The organism is Candidatus Brevundimonas colombiensis, assembly GCA_029202665.1.
GTDB lineage: Bacteria > Pseudomonadota > Alphaproteobacteria > Caulobacterales > Caulobacteraceae > Brevundimonas > Brevundimonas colombiensis.
This window is the reverse complement of sequence record CP119326.1, coordinates 1,793,754-1,808,438: the sequence shown is the minus strand read 5'-3', so window position 1 is coordinate 1,808,438 and position 14,685 is coordinate 1,793,754. Positions and strand designations below refer to the sequence as shown.

Below are 14,685 nucleotides of genomic sequence, written 5' to 3'. Positions count from 1 at the left end.
TTTGTGCTTATGAAGGACGGCCGTCGCCAACGAGGGGGCCGCCGCTTATGCACCTGTTCCGCCGCGCGTTTCTTGCGCCGACGCTGGCTGTCGCCGTCTGCGCCGTATCGTGCGCGGCCTTGGCCGAGACGCCCTATGCCGGTTCAACGGCCGATTCGAGCGCCGGTTCCGGCCGCCCCGTCGCCCTCAGCTCCGCCGACCGGATTTCCTATACGACCGCCTTCGACGCTCTGCGGCGCGGCGACATCGAGACGGCGCGGACCTCGGCCCGCCAGGCCCAGGACCGTGTTCTGCTGGGCCAGGTCGAGTTCGAGAGCCTGTTCCACCCCGATCACGTCGCCACCTATGAAGAGCTGACGGCCTGGCTTGAGACCTATTCCGACCTGCCCTGCGCCGACCGCGTCTATACGCTGGCGCTGCGTCGCCGTCCGGACGGCGCGCCCGAGCCGACGCGCCCCGGCGGCGTGATCGGCCGGACGTGGAACAGCCTGGTGACGGCCGTTTCCGGCGGCGGCGGGGTCGACGATCCGGCCAAGGCGGCGCGGGTCGCCTACAATAACGACGACCTGACCGGCGCCTCGGCGGTCGGTCGCCAGATCGGCGACTGGTGGACGGTCGGCCTGGCGGAATGGCGGCTGGGCCAGTTCCACGAAGCCTTTTCCGCCTTCGAACGCGTCGCCAATGATCCGACCGAGGACCCGTGGGTGCGCGCCGGCGCCGCCTACTGGACCGCGCGGGCGGCGTCGCAGTCCGGCCGCCAGGACCGAGTCAACGAATACCTGCATCTGGCCGGTCAGTGGCCCGCCACCTTCTATGGCCAGATCGCCCTGCGTCAGCTGGGCGAGGAGCCGACCATCGAGAACATGGGGCCGCGCGCCTATGAAGCCGAGCCGCGCCTGCGCCGCGCCGCCTATGTGCCCCAGAGCGCCAGCGTCGAGGCGACAGCGCTGGAGGCCTTCGTCCAGACCGACGCCCGCGCCCGCCGCACCGTCGCCTTCTACGAGGTCGGCCGCCGGGCCGACGCCGAGACCGAACTGCGCTCCAACCTGCGCACCGCCGTCGGCGACGCCGCCAGGATGTGGACCGCCCTGGCCCGCGCCATCCTGCCGGTGAACACCGCCGCCGAGGCCAGCCGCATCGACGCGACCCGCTATCCGATGCCCGACCTAACGCCCGAGGGCGGCTTCGTCATCGAAAAGGCGCTGGTCTATGCGCTGGCTCGCAAGGAGACCGACTTCAACGCCACAGCCCGCTCCAGCGTCGGCGCCTATGGGCTGATGCAGGTGATGCCGACGACGGCGGCGGAGCTGAGCGGAGACCGGGGCTTCGTCAGCAATCCGACCCGTCTGTTCGATCCGGCGGTCAATCTGCGGCTGGGCCAGGCCTATATCAACCGGATGCTGGCCCTGCCCGCCTTCCAGGGCGATCTGCTGCGGGCCGTGGCCTCCTACAACGCCGGACCGGGCCCGATGCTGGCGGCGGTCAGGAAGCTGGGACCGGACGCCGATCCTCTGCTGCTGATCGAGACCATCGACGTGCCCCAGGCCCGCGACTATGTCGAAAAGGTCGTGGCCAGCTACTGGATCTATCAGCGGATGTTCGGCGGGCCGTTGAAGACGCTGGACGCCCTGGCCTCGGGCGCCCGGGCCGCGCCGATCGCCCTGGATTACGTCGCCCCGCCGCCTCAGGCCGAGCCGGTGCTGATCGCCCAAGCCAGCGCCGTCGGCGGCGAGCGATAGCCGCCTAGAAGATCGCCACCAGCAGACTGGCCCAGAAGGCCGCGCCGATCAGGGCGGCCAGACCATAACCCACGACCGGATGCATGACGCGCGGCGCCGCGACCTCGGTCTGGGGTTGGATGATCGGCATGGCCGGGTGGGTCATCTGACAGGTCCGCATGTGGGGTTCGCCGCGCCTTCAAGGTAACGGCGTCAGCTTAACGCGCCGTCTGCCGAAATGGTTCTCGGGCAATTAGGATTGAACCCCAGCCTCGACCTCCCACTGCCTGAAATCAGGGTGCGCCAGAAGGGCCGCCAGATAGTCGGCGCCCACGCCGTCGTCGCCGTGATCGGCCAGATCGATCTGGAAATGGCGCAGCCGGGCCGCAACCGGCGTATAGAAGACATCGGCGATGCAGCGCCTTGAGAACAGCCAGGGGCCGCCTTGGCCGAAGCGCGCCCGCATCTGGCCGAACAGCGCCACGAGCCGGGCCAGATCGCGGTCCAGCGCCGGATCGGACGGCGTCGCGGCCCGAGCGTCGCCCACCATGGGATGATCCGGCCCCGTGCCGCAGATGCTGCGAAGCGCCACGAAGCCGGAGTGCATCTCGGCCGCAACCGAACGCGCCACGGCCCGCGCCGAGGCGTCGGCAGGCCACAGCCCGGCCTGCGGATAGGTCTCGGCCGCCCACTCGGCGATCGCCAGAGTGTCCCAGATCACCTCGCCCCCGACCCGCAGCACGGGCACGAAGCCGGACGGCGACAGCCGTTCCAGCGCGGCCTTGTGTTCGGGCGTGTCATAGCGGGCGTCGATCACGGCGAAGTCGGCGCCGGTCATCTTCATCGTCAGCCAGCCGCGCAGCGACCAGGTGGAATAGGCGGGCGGCCCGATGATCAATTCCATGACAACCCTCTCCGACCTCTAATGGGCGGACGCCAGTTTCAGCACGATCAGGCCCGACGCCACCAGGGTCACGCCCGCGATCCTGAGCGGCGTCAGCGGCTCGCCCAGGAAGACCGCCCCGACCGCGAAGGCGCCCACGGCCCCGATGCCGGTCCAGATGGCGTAGGCCGTGCCCAGCGGCAAGGTCTTCATCGCCATGGACAGCAGGCCGAACGACCCGATCATGAAGACGATCATCCCCACCGTCGGCCACGGGCGCGTGAACCCGACCGACGCCTTCATCAGAAAGGCCCAGACCACTTCGAGCAGACCGGCGAAAAGAAGAAACACCCAGGCCATGACATATCTCCCTGCATGGCGCCGGGTCGTCCCGGCGTTGATCCCATGTGGGGGAGGTCGTCCTCCTGAATGCGCGCTCAATGTGGGACAGGCGCGCGTAAAGTCAAGGCCGGGGCCCGGCGAACCTTGACTCCGGGGGCTGTCGGACCGACACGACCCGCCCATGATCACGCGCTATTCCCGCCCCGTCGCCGCCGCCCTCTGGTCGCAAGAGACCAAGTACAAAATCTGGTTCGAGATCGAGGCCCACGCCGCCACCAAGATGGCCGAGCTGGGCGTCATCCCGACCGAGGCGGCCCAGGCCATCTGGGCCAAGGGCGAGAACGCGACCTTCGACGCCGACCGCATCGACGAGATCGAACGCACCACCAAGCACGACGTCATCGCCTTCCTGACGCACGTGGCCGAGATCGTCGGCGACGAGGCCCGCTTCCTGCACCAGGGCATGACCTCCTCGGACGTGCTGGACACCTGTTTCGCGGTTCAGCTGGCCCGGTCGTCGGACCTGCTGATCGAGGGCGTGGACCGGGTTCTGGCCGCGCTGGAAACCCGCGCCAAGGAGCATAAATACACCCCGACCGTGGGCCGGTCGCACGGCATCCACGCCGAGCCCGTCACCTTCGGCCTGAAGCTGGCCGGCTATCACGCCGAGTTCCAGCGGGCCAAGCGCCGCCTGATCACCGCCAAGGAAGAGATCGCCACCTGCGCCATCTCGGGCGCCGTCGGCACATTCGCCAATGTCGATCCGGCGGTCGAAGCCTATGTGGCCGAAAAGATGGGTCTGCAGGTCGAGCCGGTCTCGACCCAGGTGATCCCGCGCGACCGCCACGCCGCCTTCTTCGCCGCGCTTGGCGTCGTCGCCAGTTCGGTCGAACGCCTCGCTGTCGAAATCCGCCATCTTCAACGCACCGAAGTCCTCGAAGCCGAAGAGTTCTTCGACAAGGGCCAGAAGGGCTCGTCGGCCATGCCGCACAAGCGCAACCCGATCCTGACCGAGAACCTGACCGGACTGGCCCGTCTGGTGCGTTCGGCAGTCACGCCCGCGATGGAAAACGTCGCCCTGTGGCACGAGCGCGACATCAGCCATTCCTCGGTCGAACGCGGCATCGGCCCGGACGCCACCATCCACCTGGACTTCGCCCTGCACCGCCTGGCGAACGTGGTCGAGCGGCTGAACGTCTATCCCGAGAACATGCAGAAGAACATCGACCGCCTGGGCGGTCTGGTTCATTCGCAACGGGTCATGCTGGCCCTGACCCAGGCGGGCATCTCGCGCGAGGCCGCCTATGCCGCCGTGCAGGAAAACGCCATGAAGGTCTGGCGCGGCGAAGGCGCCTTCCTGGACTTCCTCAAGGCCGACGAACGCGTCACCCTGCCCCACGACCAGCTCGAAGCCCTGTTCGACCTCGGCTATCACACCAAGAACGTGGACGTGGTGTTCAAGCGGGTGTTCGGAGACTGAGTGTCCAACCCGCGCCGCATCGGCTTTGATCCCATTGTCGATGCGGACACGCGCCTGCTGATCCTGGGCAGTCTGCCGGGGGACGCGTCTCTCAAGGCGGCGCAGTATTATGGCCATCCCCGCAACGGCTTCTGGCGGCTGATTGGCGGGGTGTTGGGCGAAGACCTGCCCGCCCTGCCCTATGAGCAGCGTCTGGCGCGGTTGAAGACGCGAGGCGTCGGGCTGTGGGACGTAATCGCCTCGGCGGAGCGGTCGGGCAGTCTGGATGCGGCCATCCACTCGCCCGAGGCCGCTGACCTGCGCGGACTGATCGCAAGCCTGCCGGAATTGCGCGCGGTCGCCTTCAATGGCGGGCTGGCGGCCAGGCTTGGGCGGCGCATTCTGAGCAGCCTGGATGGGGTCGAACTGGTCGATCTGCCGTCATCCAGCCCCGCCCATGCAATATCTTTGTCGGCAAAGTCGCAAACCTGGGCCATACTGGGGAAGTTTCTCCCGGATAAGCCTGCCGACTGATGATCCTGACCCTTTCCTGCCCTGACCGCCACGGCATCGTCGCGGCGGTTTCCTCATTTCTGCTGGCGCGCGACGCCAATATTTCGGACGCGCAGCAGTTCGGCGACGCCTTCAGCGCCACCTTCTTCATGCGGGTCGTGTTCGAGCCTGCCGAGGGCGACGTCGAGGCCACGGTCCGCGAGGCCTTTGCGCCGCTGGCCGAACGGTTCCAGATGGACTGGACCCTGCGCGGCGCCGAACCGCGCAAGGTGATGATCCTGACGTCGCGGTTCGATCATTGTCTGGCGGACCTGCTGTACCGCTGGCGGATCGACGAACTGCCGATGCAGGTGACCGCCATTGTATCGAACCATCCGCGCGAGCTGATCGGCCATGTCGATCTGGGCGATCTGCCCTTCCATCACCTGCCGCTGAAGGCCGGGGACGCCGCCGCCAAGGCCGAGCAGGAACTGATGCTGCTACGCCTGATCGAGGAGACCGGCACGGAGCTGGTCGTGCTGGCGCGCTACATGCAGATTCTGTCGGACGACCTCAGCCGGGCGCTGGCGGGACGCTGCATCAACATCCACCACTCCTTCCTGCCGGGGTTCAAGGGCGCCAAACCCTATCATCAGGCCCATGCGCGGGGCGTGAAGGTGATCGGCGCCACGGCCCACTATGTCACGCCCGACCTGGACGAAGGCCCGATCATCGAACAGGACGTCGAGCGGATCAGCCACCGCGACACGCCCGAAGACCTGATCCGCAAGGGCCGCGACATCGAACGCCGCGTACTGGCGCGCGCCGTCCGCCGCCATCTGGAAGACCGCGTTTTGCTGCATGGCGCAAAGACGGTGGTGTTCGAAGACTAAGGGGTGAAACCGCGATGTCTTGTCGCGCGACACGCATCCTTTCGCCTCTCCCAAACGTAACGTTCCCGTTACCGCCTCGTGAGCGGCAAATAGGGAACGAAACATCATGACCAATCTTCGCAATCTCATGCTCGTCGCCGTGTCCGGCGGAGCGCTGATGGCGCTGGGCGCCTGCAACAACAACGAGCCGGCCAAGACCGCCCCGGCGGAATCGACCGCCATGGCGCCGGCCGAGGGCGCAGCCATGTCTCCCGCCACCGATCCGATGGTCGGCGGCGCGGCGATGAGCCCGAACGACACCATCGTCGCCAACGCCTCCAAGGCCTCGAACCTGACCACCCTGGTCTCGGCCGTCAAAGCCGCCGGTCTGGTCGACACCCTGCAGGGCGCAGGCCCCTTCACGGTCTTTGCGCCCGACAACGCCGCCTTCGAGAAGATCCCCGAGGCGACGCGCACCAGCCTGATGCAGCCCGCGATGAAGGCCGACCTGACCAAGATCCTGACCTATCACGTGGTCGCCGGTCGTTTGACCGCCGCCGACATCGCCGCCCAGGCCCAGGCCAACGGCGGGACCGCCACGCTGAAGACGGTTCAGGGCGAAGAACTGAAGGTTTCGGCCGGCTCGAACAATACCTGGGTCATCACCGACGCCAAGGGCGGCAAGTCCACCATCACCCAGGCGGACGTGGCCCAATCGAACGGCATGGTCCACGTCGTGGACACGGTTCTGATGCCGTAAAAAATAATTTGGTTTCGGCGCTTCGGCGCTGAAACCAAAATCGTGCGCCCGTGTTCTTCTGGGGCGCGAGACGCACAGTACGCCGGGTGAGACATCCCCCAACGTCCCCGGCAAAAAGAAAGGGCCGCACTTTCCCCCGGGTGCGGCCCTTTCGAATTCCAGAATGGCCCGAAGGCCGATCGCCTTACTCGCCGGCGCGAATGCCTTCGCGGGCGATTGAGGCCAGTTCGTCGATCTTGGAGCGAATTTCGCCTTCCGATACCGACAGGCCTGAGGCCTTGAAGTCGCCGGCCACCTTGCGGAACACGTCCTCGTCGCCCGGCTGCTCGAAATCGGCGCGCACCACGGCGGCGGCGTATTGATCGGCGCTTTCGCTCGAAAGGCCCATCTTCTCGGCGGCCCACAGGCCCAGCATCCGGTTGCGCCGGGCGATGGCCTTGAACTCCTGCTCCTGATCGAGGACGAACTTGGCCTCGAAGGCCCTTTCCCGATCGTCGAAGGTCGTCATTTCGCTCAGCATAGCTCCGTACGCCCCGCTAACGTCGGGGCACCGGCCGTCTATAGCCCGCCCGGCCATGAACGCAACCTGACTTCCGTCGGGTGGGACGCACTGTCCTCATCGTTCGCCTTCGCCGCCACCTTGTCGGCAGGGCGCGCACGCCTTCCTCATTTGTATCGAAGCCCGCCTTCGGCTAAGGAGACCCGGAACGAGATTGACTGCCCGAACGATTCCAAAACGCGCCGCCAGGACCGGGTCTTGCCCTTCCACTCATGGCCGCGCGATTTTTGTTTCTGGAGGGCGCCCGTAAGCCGGGACCGGACGATGAACAGCAAGCGCAAGAAAATCTACGAAGGCAAGGCCAAGATCCTTTACGAAGGACCCGAGCCCGGCACCCTGATCCAGTATTTCAAGGACGACGCCACCGCCTTCAACGCCCAGAAGAAGGCCGTGCTGGAAGGCAAGGGCGTGGTCAACAATCAGATCAGCGAATTCATCATGTCGCGCCTGAACGGCATCGGCGTGACCAACCACTTCATCAAGCGCCTGAACCTGCGCGAGCAGTTGATCCGCGAAGTCGAGATCATTCCGCTAGAGGTCGTGTGCCGCAACATCGTCGCCGGTTCGATGAGCCAGCGCCTGGGCATCGAGGAAGGCACGCCCCTGCCCCGCTCGATCATCGAATTCTACTACAAGAAGGACGAGCTCAACGACCCAATGGTCACGGAAGAGCATATCACGGCCTTCAACTGGGCCTCGACCCAGGAACTGGACGACATGCTGGCCATGACGGTGCGGGTTAACGACTATCTGTCGGGCATGTTCGGCGCCGTCGGCATCACCCTGGTCGACTTCAAGATCGAGTTCGGCCGCGTGTGGGAAAACGACTTCAGCCGCGTGCTGCTGGCCGACGAGATCAGCCCCGATAGCTGCCGCCTGTGGGACGCCTCCACCGGCGAGAAGCTGGACAAGGACCGCTTCCGCCGCGACCTGGGCAATGTGATCGAAAGCTATACCGAGGTCGCGCGTCGCCTGGGCATCATGAAGGGCATGCCCACGGTGATCCAGGGGGGGCTGCACTGATGGCTAAGGTCAAGGTTCACGTCTTCCTCAAGCCCGGCGTGCTGGACGTTCAGGGCAAGGCCGTAGAAGGCGCCTTGCAGGGCCTGGGCTGGCCCGGCGTGTCCAACGCCCGCGTCGGCAAGCTGATCGAATTCGATCTGACCGGCGTCGAAGACCCCGAAGCAGAAGCGAAGAAGATGTGCGAGCAACTGCTGGCCAATACGGTGATCGAAAGCTACCGGATCGAGGCGGCTTAAGGATCGCGTTTCCATTTCATGGAGAGAAGACGGTTGCATCCTTCGACATCGACGCCAGTTTAGCAGACGGCTTGATCGACGGAGCGCCCATGACCTTCACCCTCACCTCCACCGACATTCAGGACGGCGGCGTGCTGCCGGACGCCCAGGTGCACGCCAAGGGCAACCTGTCGCCGCAGTTGGCATGGTCCGGGGCGCCCGAGGGGACCAAGAGCTACGCCGTCACCTGTTTCGATCCAGACGCCCCGACCGGTTCGGGTTTCTGGCACTGGACGGTGGCCAATATTCCGGCGGACGTGACGGAACTGGCGGCGGGAGCCGGGTCGGCGGGCGGTCAGTTGCCGCATAGCGCGATCCAGGGCCGCACCGATTTCGGCCAGACCGGTTTCGGCGGCGCCGCCCCGCCTCCCGGCCACGGGCCGCACCGTTACATCTTCACCGTATTCGCGGTGGACGTGGAAGGCCTGGACGTGACGGCGGACAACTCCGGCGCCGTGTTCGGTTTCAACCTGCATTTCCACACCCTGGCCAAGGCGTCGATCACCGCGACCTACGAAAACCGGGGCTGATCACGGCTTTGCCCTTGCCGGGTCATCAGGCGCGCCTATGTTGCGCCGCAACATGACCCAGGCCGCTCTCGCTCCCGAATCGCCCAAGCTTTCTCGCGGTGCGGTGGCGCTTGTGCTTGTGGCGCTGGCCATGGGCGGTTTCGCCATCGGCGTGACCGAGTTCGCGGCGATGAGCATTCTGCCCGATTTCGCCGCCGGCCTGGGCGTCGATGCGCCGACCGCCGGTCATGTCATCAGCGCCTATGCGGCCGGTGTCGTGGTCGGGGCGCCGATCCTGGCGGTGCTGGGGGCGCGTCTGCCGCGCTGGCGATTGCTGATCGGCTTCATGGCCCTGTTCGCCATCGGCAATGTCGCCAGCGCCCTGGCCCCCACCTATGGCTGGATGCTGGTCTTCCGCTTCCTCAGCGGCCTGCCGCACGGGGCCTATTTCGGCGTGGCGGCCCTGGTCGCGGCCTCTGTCGTGCCGCTGCATTTCCGCACCCGCGCCGTCTCGACCATATTGATGGGCCTGACAGTGGGCACGGTTCTGGGCGTGCCGGTGGTCAATATCATCAGCCACGCCTACGGCTGGCGCTGGACCTTCGCCATCGTCGGCGTCCTGGCCGTGGCGACCATGGCGCTGGTCGCCCTGTTCGCGCCGCGCGATCCCGCCCATCCCGACGCCAGCCCCTGGCGAGAACTGGGGGCCCTGAAACGGGGGCAGGTCTGGCTGACCCTGGGCGTCGGCGCGGTCGGCTTTGGCGGGATGTTCGCGGTCTACGCCTATCTGGCCTCGACGCTGCAGGCGGTCACGGGCGCGGGCGCGGACGTCATGCCCTGGGTCTTCGCCGTCTTCGGCGTGGGAATGTTCATGGGCAATATCCTGGGCGCCTGGGCGGCCGACCATGTGGGGTTCAAGGCGGCGGGCGGCCTGTTGCTGTGGAGCGCGGCGGCCCTGGCGCTCTATCCGATGGCGGCGCCGCACCTGTGGGCCATGATGATCGTGGTCTTCCTGATCGGGGCCGGCGGCGGTCTTGGGTCGATCCTGCAGACCCGGCTGATGGACGTGGCCGGCGACGCACAGACCCTGGCCGCGGCGCTGAACCACTCGGCGTTCAACACCGCCAACGCCATCGGCCCGCTGCTGGGCGGCATAGCGATCGCGGCCGGCTATGGCTGGACGTCCACCGCCTGGGTCGGCGTGGGCCTGTCGCTGGGCGGTTTCGCCATCTTCGTCGTCGCCTGGCTGACAGGGCGGGCGAACGGGCCAGACTAAGGCGTCAGGAGGCGTCGGGACGCACGAACAGCGCTGACGGCGACACGTTCATCGCTGCGGCGATCGCGACGATGGTTTCCAGCGATGGATTCTCCTCGCCCCGTTCGACACCCGCCAGATACCTCAGGGACAGATTCGCCTCGCCCGCGAGGGTCTGCTGCGACCATCCCTTCGCCTTCCGACACTGGCGGATGTTCCGCCCCAGCCACACCTTCCAATCCATGCGGGGAGGCGTCGTCGGAACCGCAGCGATTGGAAAGGTGATATACTACCAGCAATATGTTGCTTTGATAAAATACACCCTTATGTTAGCAGCTTGACCATTCTCGATTGCAAGAATGGGGCTGGGCGGTGATTACCAACGACTTGCTGGAACGAATCGGGCAGGTGGCGCTGGAGATCGAGGAAGGGTGTCGGCCGCCGCAAACGGCGGACCAGATCCATTTGGCGCTGAGCGAGTTGAACCGCGCGATTCGCCTGCCGCCGCGCGACGCCCAACGCGCCAAGATACTGAATCGCGTCGCCGCCCTTCTGCGGACCCTGGACTGAGGCCGCCGCCCATGACGCCGCAACCCGTCGACATCGAGGTCGGTCGCCGCATCCATGCCCTGCGCCGCCGGCTGGGTCTGACACGGCGCGACCTGGCCCAGGCGGCCGGGGTCACCTTTCAGCAGATCCAGAAGTATGAGGACGGACAGAACCGGATATCGTCCGCCCGTCTGGCCGCCATCGCCCTGCGGCTGGGCGTCTCGCCAGCGGCGCTGTTCGGCGAAACGGCCGACCCGGCCCAGCAGGCCGCCGAAATCGAGACCCTGCTGACGGCGTTCGATGACATACAGGACCCCGCCCAACGGCGCAGCCTGCTGACGGTGGCGACGACGATGGCGCGCGCCACGGGTCGCCTGCCCCGCTGACAAAGCCTTCCATCGGTGCTAGAGGCCCGCCCCATGAGCGCCGCCGTCATCGTCTTCCCCGGGTCCAACTGCGATCGCGACTGCAAGGTCGCCGTCGAACGCTCTACCGGCGAGGCCGTCAGCATGGTCTGGCACGCCGAGACGGAACTGCCCCAGGGGCTGGACCTGATCGTCATTCCCGGCGGCTTTTCCTATGGCGACTATTTGCGCTGCGGCGCCATGGCGGCCCAGTCGCCGGTGATGCAGGCGGTCAAGCAAGCGGCTGATAGGGGCGTCGCCGTGGTCGGCATCTGCAACGGCTTCCAGATCCTGTGCGAGGCCGGACTGCTGCCCGGCGCCCTGTTGCGCAATCAGGGTCTGAAATACGTCTGCAAACCCATCGCCCTGACCGTGGCCAACGGCCAGACCCGTTTCACCGCCGGCTATCAGGGCCAGCGCGAGGTGACGATGACGCAGGGCAACGGCGACGGAAACTTCTTCGCCGACGCCGAGACCCTGGCCCGCATCGAGGGCGAAGGTCAGGTCGTGTTCCGCTATGTCGACAATCCCAATGGCTCGGTCAACGCCATCGCGGGCATTCAGAACGCGCGCGGCAATGTGCTGGGCATGATGCCCCACCCGGACCGCGCCTTCGAGGCCGAACTGGGCTCGGCCGACGGCGCGGTGCTGTTCCAGAGCATCTACGCGGCGGCTTGACGGCAATCTGAAGTTGGCGCCCATTCAGGCGATGCATGATCGCCTTCGATTCACCGCCGCCTTGCTGACGCTCGCCGCTGCAACGCCTGCTCTGGCTCAGGAAACCCCGCCTCCGGCCGAGGACTGGATGCTGGCGTCCGTGCCGGAGCGGAAAGCCACGATCGCCACGATCAACTTCACCTCCGATCTGGGTATCGTGGCCCGATGCGTCGACGGGGTTTACGACATCCTGATCACCGGCCTGCCCGAAGCGCCGCGGCGCGCCATGTCGCGCGATCTGGGCATCCAGGTGGGCGATCAGGAAGAGCCCTATACCTCCGTCTGGACGGTGGGCACGAACCGCAATACGGCGTTCAGCCGCATTCCCGCCGTCGTGGCGCGCGATCTGGCGAAGGGCGGTAAGCTTCAGGTCATCGTGCCGCCGCCGACGCCCGGCGCCCCGCGAACGCGCTATGTCATGGACCTGAACCCGTCCAGCACGGCCATCGAGCAGACCCTGACAGCCTGCGGTCGCCCCATGGTCGATCCGCGCGAGGTCCGAGCCGAAGAAATCGACGGCAATGGTCAGGACGGCCTGCCGGATACGGTGCAGTGGGAATCCTTGCCCCGCCCGACCTTCCCGGAATCGGTCAACGGCCGCAGCCCGCTAGAGGGCTATGTGGTCCTGTCCTGCGTCCTGACGGCCGAGGGTCGGATGACCGAGTGCCAGACGGAAAGCGAACAGCCGTCGGGCTACAATCTGTGGCGATCCGTCGAACGCTCGCTGCCACGCGCCCGTTTGAAGCTGTCTGACGAAGCGGCTGCGGCCGGCCTGTCTCTGGCCGGCCGAATGGTCCGTTTCTCGGTCAACTTCAAGATGGAGCCGTAAGACGGTCTCAGACCTCCTTGATCTGAGCGCGTCCATCCGACAGGTCGGCGCCGTCGTGGTCTTCGTCGTCCACGGCCTTTTCACCGGCCTCGCGCTGGGCGGCCAGTTCGCGAGCGCCGACGCCCAGGCCCTGTTCGATCGCCAGATTGGCCTGGACCTCGTCGGTCAGGTTCAGATCTTCGTTGTCCGGGTCGGCCATGGTCGCATCCTCTTTCAGGGGTTCCCGCGAACAACCGACCGCAGGCGTCTTCGGTTCCTAGCGGCTGAAGAAGGGCTCCAGGCTGGCGCGCGACAGGGGGCGGAACACCAGGAACTGGCCGCCCACCGTCACCGTGACCTCGTGCGCCTGGGGACGTTGCATCAGCGCCGGATCGTCCAGCGACACCGCGCGGCCCGAGGCGATGTCGCGGGCGTCCATCGGCGGCGGGGTGGGACGCCGTTGCCACGCCGCCAGCGCCGACAAGAAGCCGCGCACGGCGTTGGCCTGCTGGGCGGGGGTCAGAGCGGCGCGCACCTGCCCCCAGGCGTCCAGAACCGAGGCGGGCAAGGGCGTCGTCTGGCCGGTCGATTGTTGAGCGGTCGAGGGCTGCGCGACGGCCGGAACCGAGGCGGCGGCGACCGCCGCAAGGGCGAGGATCGACAGGAGCGGGCGATGAAACAATAGCATCCGCGCACCAGACCCTACCCACCGCAGGCAATGCAAGCTTCACTTTTCCGCCCCGCCAGGTGAACCTCCGGGTCTCCGGCGCGTATGGCCCGGACAAGCGTCGCACTGGAAAGCTCATGTCCTCCATCATTCGCCCCACGCCCCGACAGCGCACCCGCCGCCTGGTGGTCCTGGCCGCCGCCCTGTTCGCCATCGTCGTTCCCCTGGTCCAGACCCTGTCCGGCCTGGGCCTGACCCAGGCGGAATTCGCCGCCGAGGGGAACAGCACCCTGCGCGTCGCCGGTTACGCCTTCTCGATCTGGGGGCTGATCTATGCGGGCATCCTGGCCTACGCCGTGCGTCAGGCCCTGCCCCAGACAGGAGAAAGCCCGCTGCTGACGCGGATGGGCCTGCCATCGGCGGTCGCCTTCTTCGGCATCGGCTTCTGGATCGTGGTGGCGGCGATGAACCTGAAGGCGGCCAGCGTGGCGGTGATCTTCGCCGCCCTTCTGGCGCTTCTGCTGCCGTTGCTGACGGTTTCCGGCGCCGTGCGCGCTCTGCCGCGCATGGATCGCGAGCGTCTGTTGCTGGTCTGGCCCCTGGCGGCGCTCGCGGGCTGGTTGACCGTGGCGGCGCCGCTGAACCTGATCACCACCCTGACCGCCTTTGACGCCCTGCCCGCCGCCCTGTCGCCCAGCCTGTGGGCCATCGTCGCCATCGTGGCGGTGACGGTCGTGGCGCTGGGGGTGACGGCGATCCTGCGGACGATGGCCTATCCGCTGCCTGTCGCCTGGGGTCTGCTGGGGGCGTTCGTCGCGGAACAGTCCGAAAAGCCGGCCGTGGCCTTTACCGCCCTGGCCGGCGCGGTCGTCCTGCTGATCGCCGGCGTGCTGTTGAGCTTCCGCCTGCGCCCCGGCGTGGAGCGCTGATCCGTCAGGGCTTTGCAGGCGTGACGATCGCGTCGTCCTGAGGATCGTTGTCGTCCGCGCCCACGTCGAAGGCCCCGACGCTGTCGAAGTCGACGCTGCCGACGCCGACGGCCGATCCGGTCAGGCGTTGACGGCTGGCCAGGGCCGCGTCCGGCGCGGCGGCGTCCAGTTCGGCGGTGGTTTCGGGATCGTTCGAGCGATCCATCTGCTGGCCCGACGCCGGGACGATGCGTTCGATGCGCGGCTTGCTCATTGGTCCTTCTCCTCGGCGTCGCCTTCAGCCTTCTTCTGAGCGGCTTCGGCCAGGGCGGAGGCGCCCGCGTCGTCGGCGGCGATTTCCGGCCGGTCGTCGTCGTCCGGCGTTGCGGCGGGGTCGATAGGCGTGTCGGTCATGATCGGCTCCTTGAAGACTGTCGCCGGAATCAACCGTCCACGATGGTCGATGTTCCCCGATCTTGCGCCGT

At 67.0% G+C, this 14,685-nt stretch carries 23 protein-coding genes; 14 read left to right on the top strand and 9 right to left on the bottom strand.

Features of this window, described 5'->3' with window-relative positions:
• The first annotated feature begins 47 nt into the window (after positions 1–47).
• Positions 48–1,739, top strand: a complete 1,692-nt coding sequence (locus P0Y50_08570; GenBank protein ID WEK38607.1) for a lytic transglycosylase domain-containing protein — start codon at positions 48–50, stop codon at positions 1,737–1,739.
• A gap of 4 nt (positions 1,740–1,743) precedes the next feature.
• On the opposite strand, the gene P0Y50_08565 is transcribed toward P0Y50_08570, so the two are convergent.
• The 3 genes from P0Y50_08565 to P0Y50_08555 form a co-directional block, all read right to left on the bottom strand.
• On the bottom strand, positions 1,744–1,884 hold the full coding sequence (locus tag P0Y50_08565) for a hypothetical protein (protein ID WEK38606.1): 141 nt from the start codon (positions 1,882–1,884) through the stop codon (positions 1,744–1,746).
• An 87-nt stretch (positions 1,885–1,971) separates the two neighbouring features.
• Positions 1,972–2,622, bottom strand: coding sequence for a glutathione S-transferase N-terminal domain-containing protein (locus P0Y50_08560; GenBank protein ID WEK38605.1), 651 nt, complete (start codon positions 2,620–2,622; stop codon positions 1,972–1,974).
• A gap of 18 nt (positions 2,623–2,640) precedes the next feature.
• Positions 2,641–2,961 carry a multidrug efflux SMR transporter gene (locus P0Y50_08555; protein ID WEK38604.1) on the bottom strand — a complete coding sequence of 107 codons (321 nt, stop codon included), beginning with the start codon at positions 2,959–2,961 and terminating at the stop codon, positions 2,641–2,643.
• Between the two features lie 163 nt (positions 2,962–3,124).
• On the opposite strand from P0Y50_08555, the gene purB reads away from it, so the two are divergent.
• The 4 genes from purB (at position 3,125) to P0Y50_08535 (ending at position 6,526) form a co-directional block, all read left to right on the top strand.
• The gene (gene purB / locus P0Y50_08550) at positions 3,125–4,423 is read left to right on the top strand and encodes an adenylosuccinate lyase (GenBank protein ID WEK38603.1); all 1,299 of its coding nucleotides are present in this window, start codon (positions 3,125–3,127) and stop codon (positions 4,421–4,423) included.
• Positions 4,424–4,936 (top strand): DNA-deoxyinosine glycosylase, encoded by a 513-nt coding sequence (locus P0Y50_08545; GenBank protein WEK38602.1) that lies wholly within the window; start codon positions 4,424–4,426, stop codon positions 4,934–4,936. It abuts the gene before it with no gap.
• Positions 4,936–5,787 carry a formyltetrahydrofolate deformylase gene (purU, locus tag P0Y50_08540; protein ID WEK38601.1) on the top strand — a complete coding sequence of 284 codons (852 nt, stop codon included), beginning with the start codon at positions 4,936–4,938 and terminating at the stop codon, positions 5,785–5,787. The genes P0Y50_08545 and purU overlap by 1 nt, the downstream gene beginning before the upstream one ends.
• 106 nt (positions 5,788–5,893) lie before the next feature.
• The gene (locus P0Y50_08535) at positions 5,894–6,526 is read left to right on the top strand and encodes a fasciclin domain-containing protein (GenBank protein ID WEK38600.1); all 633 of its coding nucleotides are present in this window, start codon (positions 5,894–5,896) and stop codon (positions 6,524–6,526) included.
• Between the two features lie 184 nt (positions 6,527–6,710).
• Here P0Y50_08535 and P0Y50_08530 read toward each other — a convergent pair whose 3' ends face one another.
• Positions 6,711–7,034: a DUF1476 domain-containing protein gene (locus P0Y50_08530; GenBank protein ID WEK38599.1), complete on the bottom strand. Its 324-nt coding sequence runs from the start codon at positions 7,032–7,034 to the stop codon at positions 6,711–6,713.
• Positions 7,035–7,349: 315 nt separating this feature from the next.
• Here P0Y50_08530 and P0Y50_08525 point away from each other — a divergent pair, with 315 nt between their 5' ends.
• The 4 genes from P0Y50_08525 to P0Y50_08510 all read left to right on the top strand — a co-directional run bounded on the left by P0Y50_08525 (position 7,350) and on the right by P0Y50_08510 (position 10,168).
• On the top strand, positions 7,350–8,108 hold the full coding sequence (locus tag P0Y50_08525; protein ID WEK38598.1) for a phosphoribosylaminoimidazolesuccinocarboxamide synthase: 759 nt from the start codon (positions 7,350–7,352) through the stop codon (positions 8,106–8,108).
• Positions 8,108–8,344, top strand: coding sequence for a phosphoribosylformylglycinamidine synthase subunit PurS (gene purS, locus P0Y50_08520; protein ID WEK38597.1), 237 nt, complete (start codon positions 8,108–8,110; stop codon positions 8,342–8,344). The genes P0Y50_08525 and purS overlap by 1 nt, the downstream gene beginning before the upstream one ends.
• Positions 8,345–8,433: 89 nt before the next feature.
• Complete coding sequence (locus P0Y50_08515; GenBank protein WEK38596.1) at positions 8,434–8,913, top strand: YbhB/YbcL family Raf kinase inhibitor-like protein; 480 nt, start codon at positions 8,434–8,436, stop codon at positions 8,911–8,913.
• A gap of 52 nt (positions 8,914–8,965) precedes the next feature.
• On the top strand, positions 8,966–10,168 hold the full coding sequence (locus P0Y50_08510; protein ID WEK38595.1) for an MFS transporter: 1,203 nt from the start codon (positions 8,966–8,968) through the stop codon (positions 10,166–10,168).
• Between the two features lie 4 nt (positions 10,169–10,172).
• Here the strand turns inward: P0Y50_08510 and P0Y50_08505 are convergent, their stop codons facing one another.
• On the bottom strand, positions 10,173–10,391 hold the full coding sequence (locus tag P0Y50_08505; protein WEK38594.1) for a helix-turn-helix transcriptional regulator: 219 nt from the start codon (positions 10,389–10,391) through the stop codon (positions 10,173–10,175).
• A 128-nt stretch (positions 10,392–10,519) separates the two neighbouring features.
• Here P0Y50_08505 and P0Y50_08500 point away from each other — a divergent pair, with 128 nt between their 5' ends.
• Genes P0Y50_08500 through P0Y50_08485 form a run of 4 tightly spaced genes read left to right on the top strand, consistent with a single transcriptional unit; the run spans position 10,520 to position 12,646 of the window.
• Positions 10,520–10,717: a hypothetical protein gene (locus P0Y50_08500; GenBank protein WEK38593.1), complete on the top strand. Its 198-nt coding sequence runs from the start codon at positions 10,520–10,522 to the stop codon at positions 10,715–10,717.
• Between the two features lie 11 nt (positions 10,718–10,728).
• Complete coding sequence (locus P0Y50_08495; GenBank protein ID WEK38592.1) at positions 10,729–11,082, top strand: helix-turn-helix transcriptional regulator; 354 nt, start codon at positions 10,729–10,731, stop codon at positions 11,080–11,082.
• 33 nt (positions 11,083–11,115) lie between these two features.
• A complete protein-coding gene (gene purQ / locus P0Y50_08490; GenBank protein WEK38591.1) occupies positions 11,116–11,778 on the top strand; it encodes a phosphoribosylformylglycinamidine synthase subunit PurQ in 663 nt (220 codons plus the stop codon).
• Positions 11,779–11,809: 31 nt separating this feature from the next.
• Positions 11,810–12,646 (top strand): hypothetical protein, encoded by an 837-nt coding sequence (locus P0Y50_08485; protein ID WEK38590.1) that lies wholly within the window; start codon positions 11,810–11,812, stop codon positions 12,644–12,646.
• 7 nt (positions 12,647–12,653) lie between these two features.
• On the opposite strand, the gene P0Y50_08480 is transcribed toward P0Y50_08485, so the two are convergent.
• Together P0Y50_08480 and P0Y50_08475 are read right to left on the bottom strand one after the other, a co-directional pair.
• A complete protein-coding gene (locus P0Y50_08480; protein ID WEK38589.1) occupies positions 12,654–12,845 on the bottom strand; it encodes a hypothetical protein in 192 nt (63 codons plus the stop codon).
• Between the two features lie 57 nt (positions 12,846–12,902).
• Positions 12,903–13,313 (bottom strand): hypothetical protein, encoded by a 411-nt coding sequence (locus P0Y50_08475; GenBank protein ID WEK38588.1) that lies wholly within the window; start codon positions 13,311–13,313, stop codon positions 12,903–12,905.
• A 116-nt stretch (positions 13,314–13,429) separates the two neighbouring features.
• Between P0Y50_08475 and P0Y50_08470 the strand changes: the two genes are divergently transcribed.
• Positions 13,430–14,221 carry a hypothetical protein gene (locus P0Y50_08470; protein ID WEK38587.1) on the top strand — a complete coding sequence of 264 codons (792 nt, stop codon included), beginning with the start codon at positions 13,430–13,432 and terminating at the stop codon, positions 14,219–14,221.
• A gap of 4 nt (positions 14,222–14,225) precedes the next feature.
• Here the strand turns inward: P0Y50_08470 and P0Y50_08465 are convergent, their stop codons facing one another.
• Entirely contained in the window at positions 14,226–14,474 is a 249-nt protein-coding gene (locus P0Y50_08465) for a Tat pathway signal protein (GenBank protein ID WEK38586.1), read from the bottom strand.
• The gene (locus P0Y50_08460; GenBank protein ID WEK38585.1) at positions 14,471–14,614 is read right to left on the bottom strand and encodes a hypothetical protein; all 144 of its coding nucleotides are present in this window, start codon (positions 14,612–14,614) and stop codon (positions 14,471–14,473) included. Before P0Y50_08460 ends, P0Y50_08465 begins: the two co-directional genes overlap by 4 nt.
• Between the last annotated feature and the right edge of the window lie 71 nt (positions 14,615–14,685).

Coding starts and splice junctions, on each gene's coding strand:
- P0Y50_08570 (WEK38607.1), top strand. CDS start 48: ATGCACCTGTTCCGCCGCGCGTTTCTTGCGCCGACGCTGGCTGTCGCC.
- P0Y50_08565 (WEK38606.1), bottom strand. CDS start 1,884: ATGACCCACCCGGCCATGCCGATCATCCAACCCCAGACCGAGGTCGCG.
- P0Y50_08560 (WEK38605.1), bottom strand. CDS start 2,622: ATGGAATTGATCATCGGGCCGCCCGCCTATTCCACCTGGTCGCTGCGC.
- P0Y50_08555 (WEK38604.1), bottom strand. CDS start 2,961: ATGGCCTGGGTGTTTCTTCTTTTCGCCGGTCTGCTCGAAGTGGTCTGG.
- purB (WEK38603.1), top strand. CDS start 3,125: ATGATCACGCGCTATTCCCGCCCCGTCGCCGCCGCCCTCTGGTCGCAA.
- purU (WEK38601.1), top strand. CDS start 4,936: ATGATCCTGACCCTTTCCTGCCCTGACCGCCACGGCATCGTCGCGGCG.
- P0Y50_08535 (WEK38600.1), top strand. CDS start 5,894: ATGACCAATCTTCGCAATCTCATGCTCGTCGCCGTGTCCGGCGGAGCG.
- P0Y50_08530 (WEK38599.1), bottom strand. CDS start 7,034: ATGACGACCTTCGACGATCGGGAAAGGGCCTTCGAGGCCAAGTTCGTC.
- P0Y50_08525 (WEK38598.1), top strand. CDS start 7,350: ATGAACAGCAAGCGCAAGAAAATCTACGAAGGCAAGGCCAAGATCCTT.
- purS (WEK38597.1), top strand. CDS start 8,108: ATGGCTAAGGTCAAGGTTCACGTCTTCCTCAAGCCCGGCGTGCTGGAC.
- P0Y50_08515 (WEK38596.1), top strand. CDS start 8,434: ATGACCTTCACCCTCACCTCCACCGACATTCAGGACGGCGGCGTGCTG.
- P0Y50_08510 (WEK38595.1), top strand. CDS start 8,966: ATGACCCAGGCCGCTCTCGCTCCCGAATCGCCCAAGCTTTCTCGCGGT.
- P0Y50_08505 (WEK38594.1), bottom strand. CDS start 10,391: ATGGATTGGAAGGTGTGGCTGGGGCGGAACATCCGCCAGTGTCGGAAG.
- P0Y50_08495 (WEK38592.1), top strand. CDS start 10,729: ATGACGCCGCAACCCGTCGACATCGAGGTCGGTCGCCGCATCCATGCC.
- purQ (WEK38591.1), top strand. CDS start 11,116: ATGAGCGCCGCCGTCATCGTCTTCCCCGGGTCCAACTGCGATCGCGAC.
- P0Y50_08485 (WEK38590.1), top strand. CDS start 11,810: ATGCATGATCGCCTTCGATTCACCGCCGCCTTGCTGACGCTCGCCGCT.
- P0Y50_08480 (WEK38589.1), bottom strand. CDS start 12,845: ATGGCCGACCCGGACAACGAAGATCTGAACCTGACCGACGAGGTCCAG.
- P0Y50_08475 (WEK38588.1), bottom strand. CDS start 13,313: ATGCTATTGTTTCATCGCCCGCTCCTGTCGATCCTCGCCCTTGCGGCG.
- P0Y50_08470 (WEK38587.1), top strand. CDS start 13,430: ATGTCCTCCATCATTCGCCCCACGCCCCGACAGCGCACCCGCCGCCTG.
- P0Y50_08465 (WEK38586.1), bottom strand. CDS start 14,474: ATGAGCAAGCCGCGCATCGAACGCATCGTCCCGGCGTCGGGCCAGCAG.
- P0Y50_08460 (WEK38585.1), bottom strand. CDS start 14,614: ATGACCGACACGCCTATCGACCCCGCCGCAACGCCGGACGACGACGAC.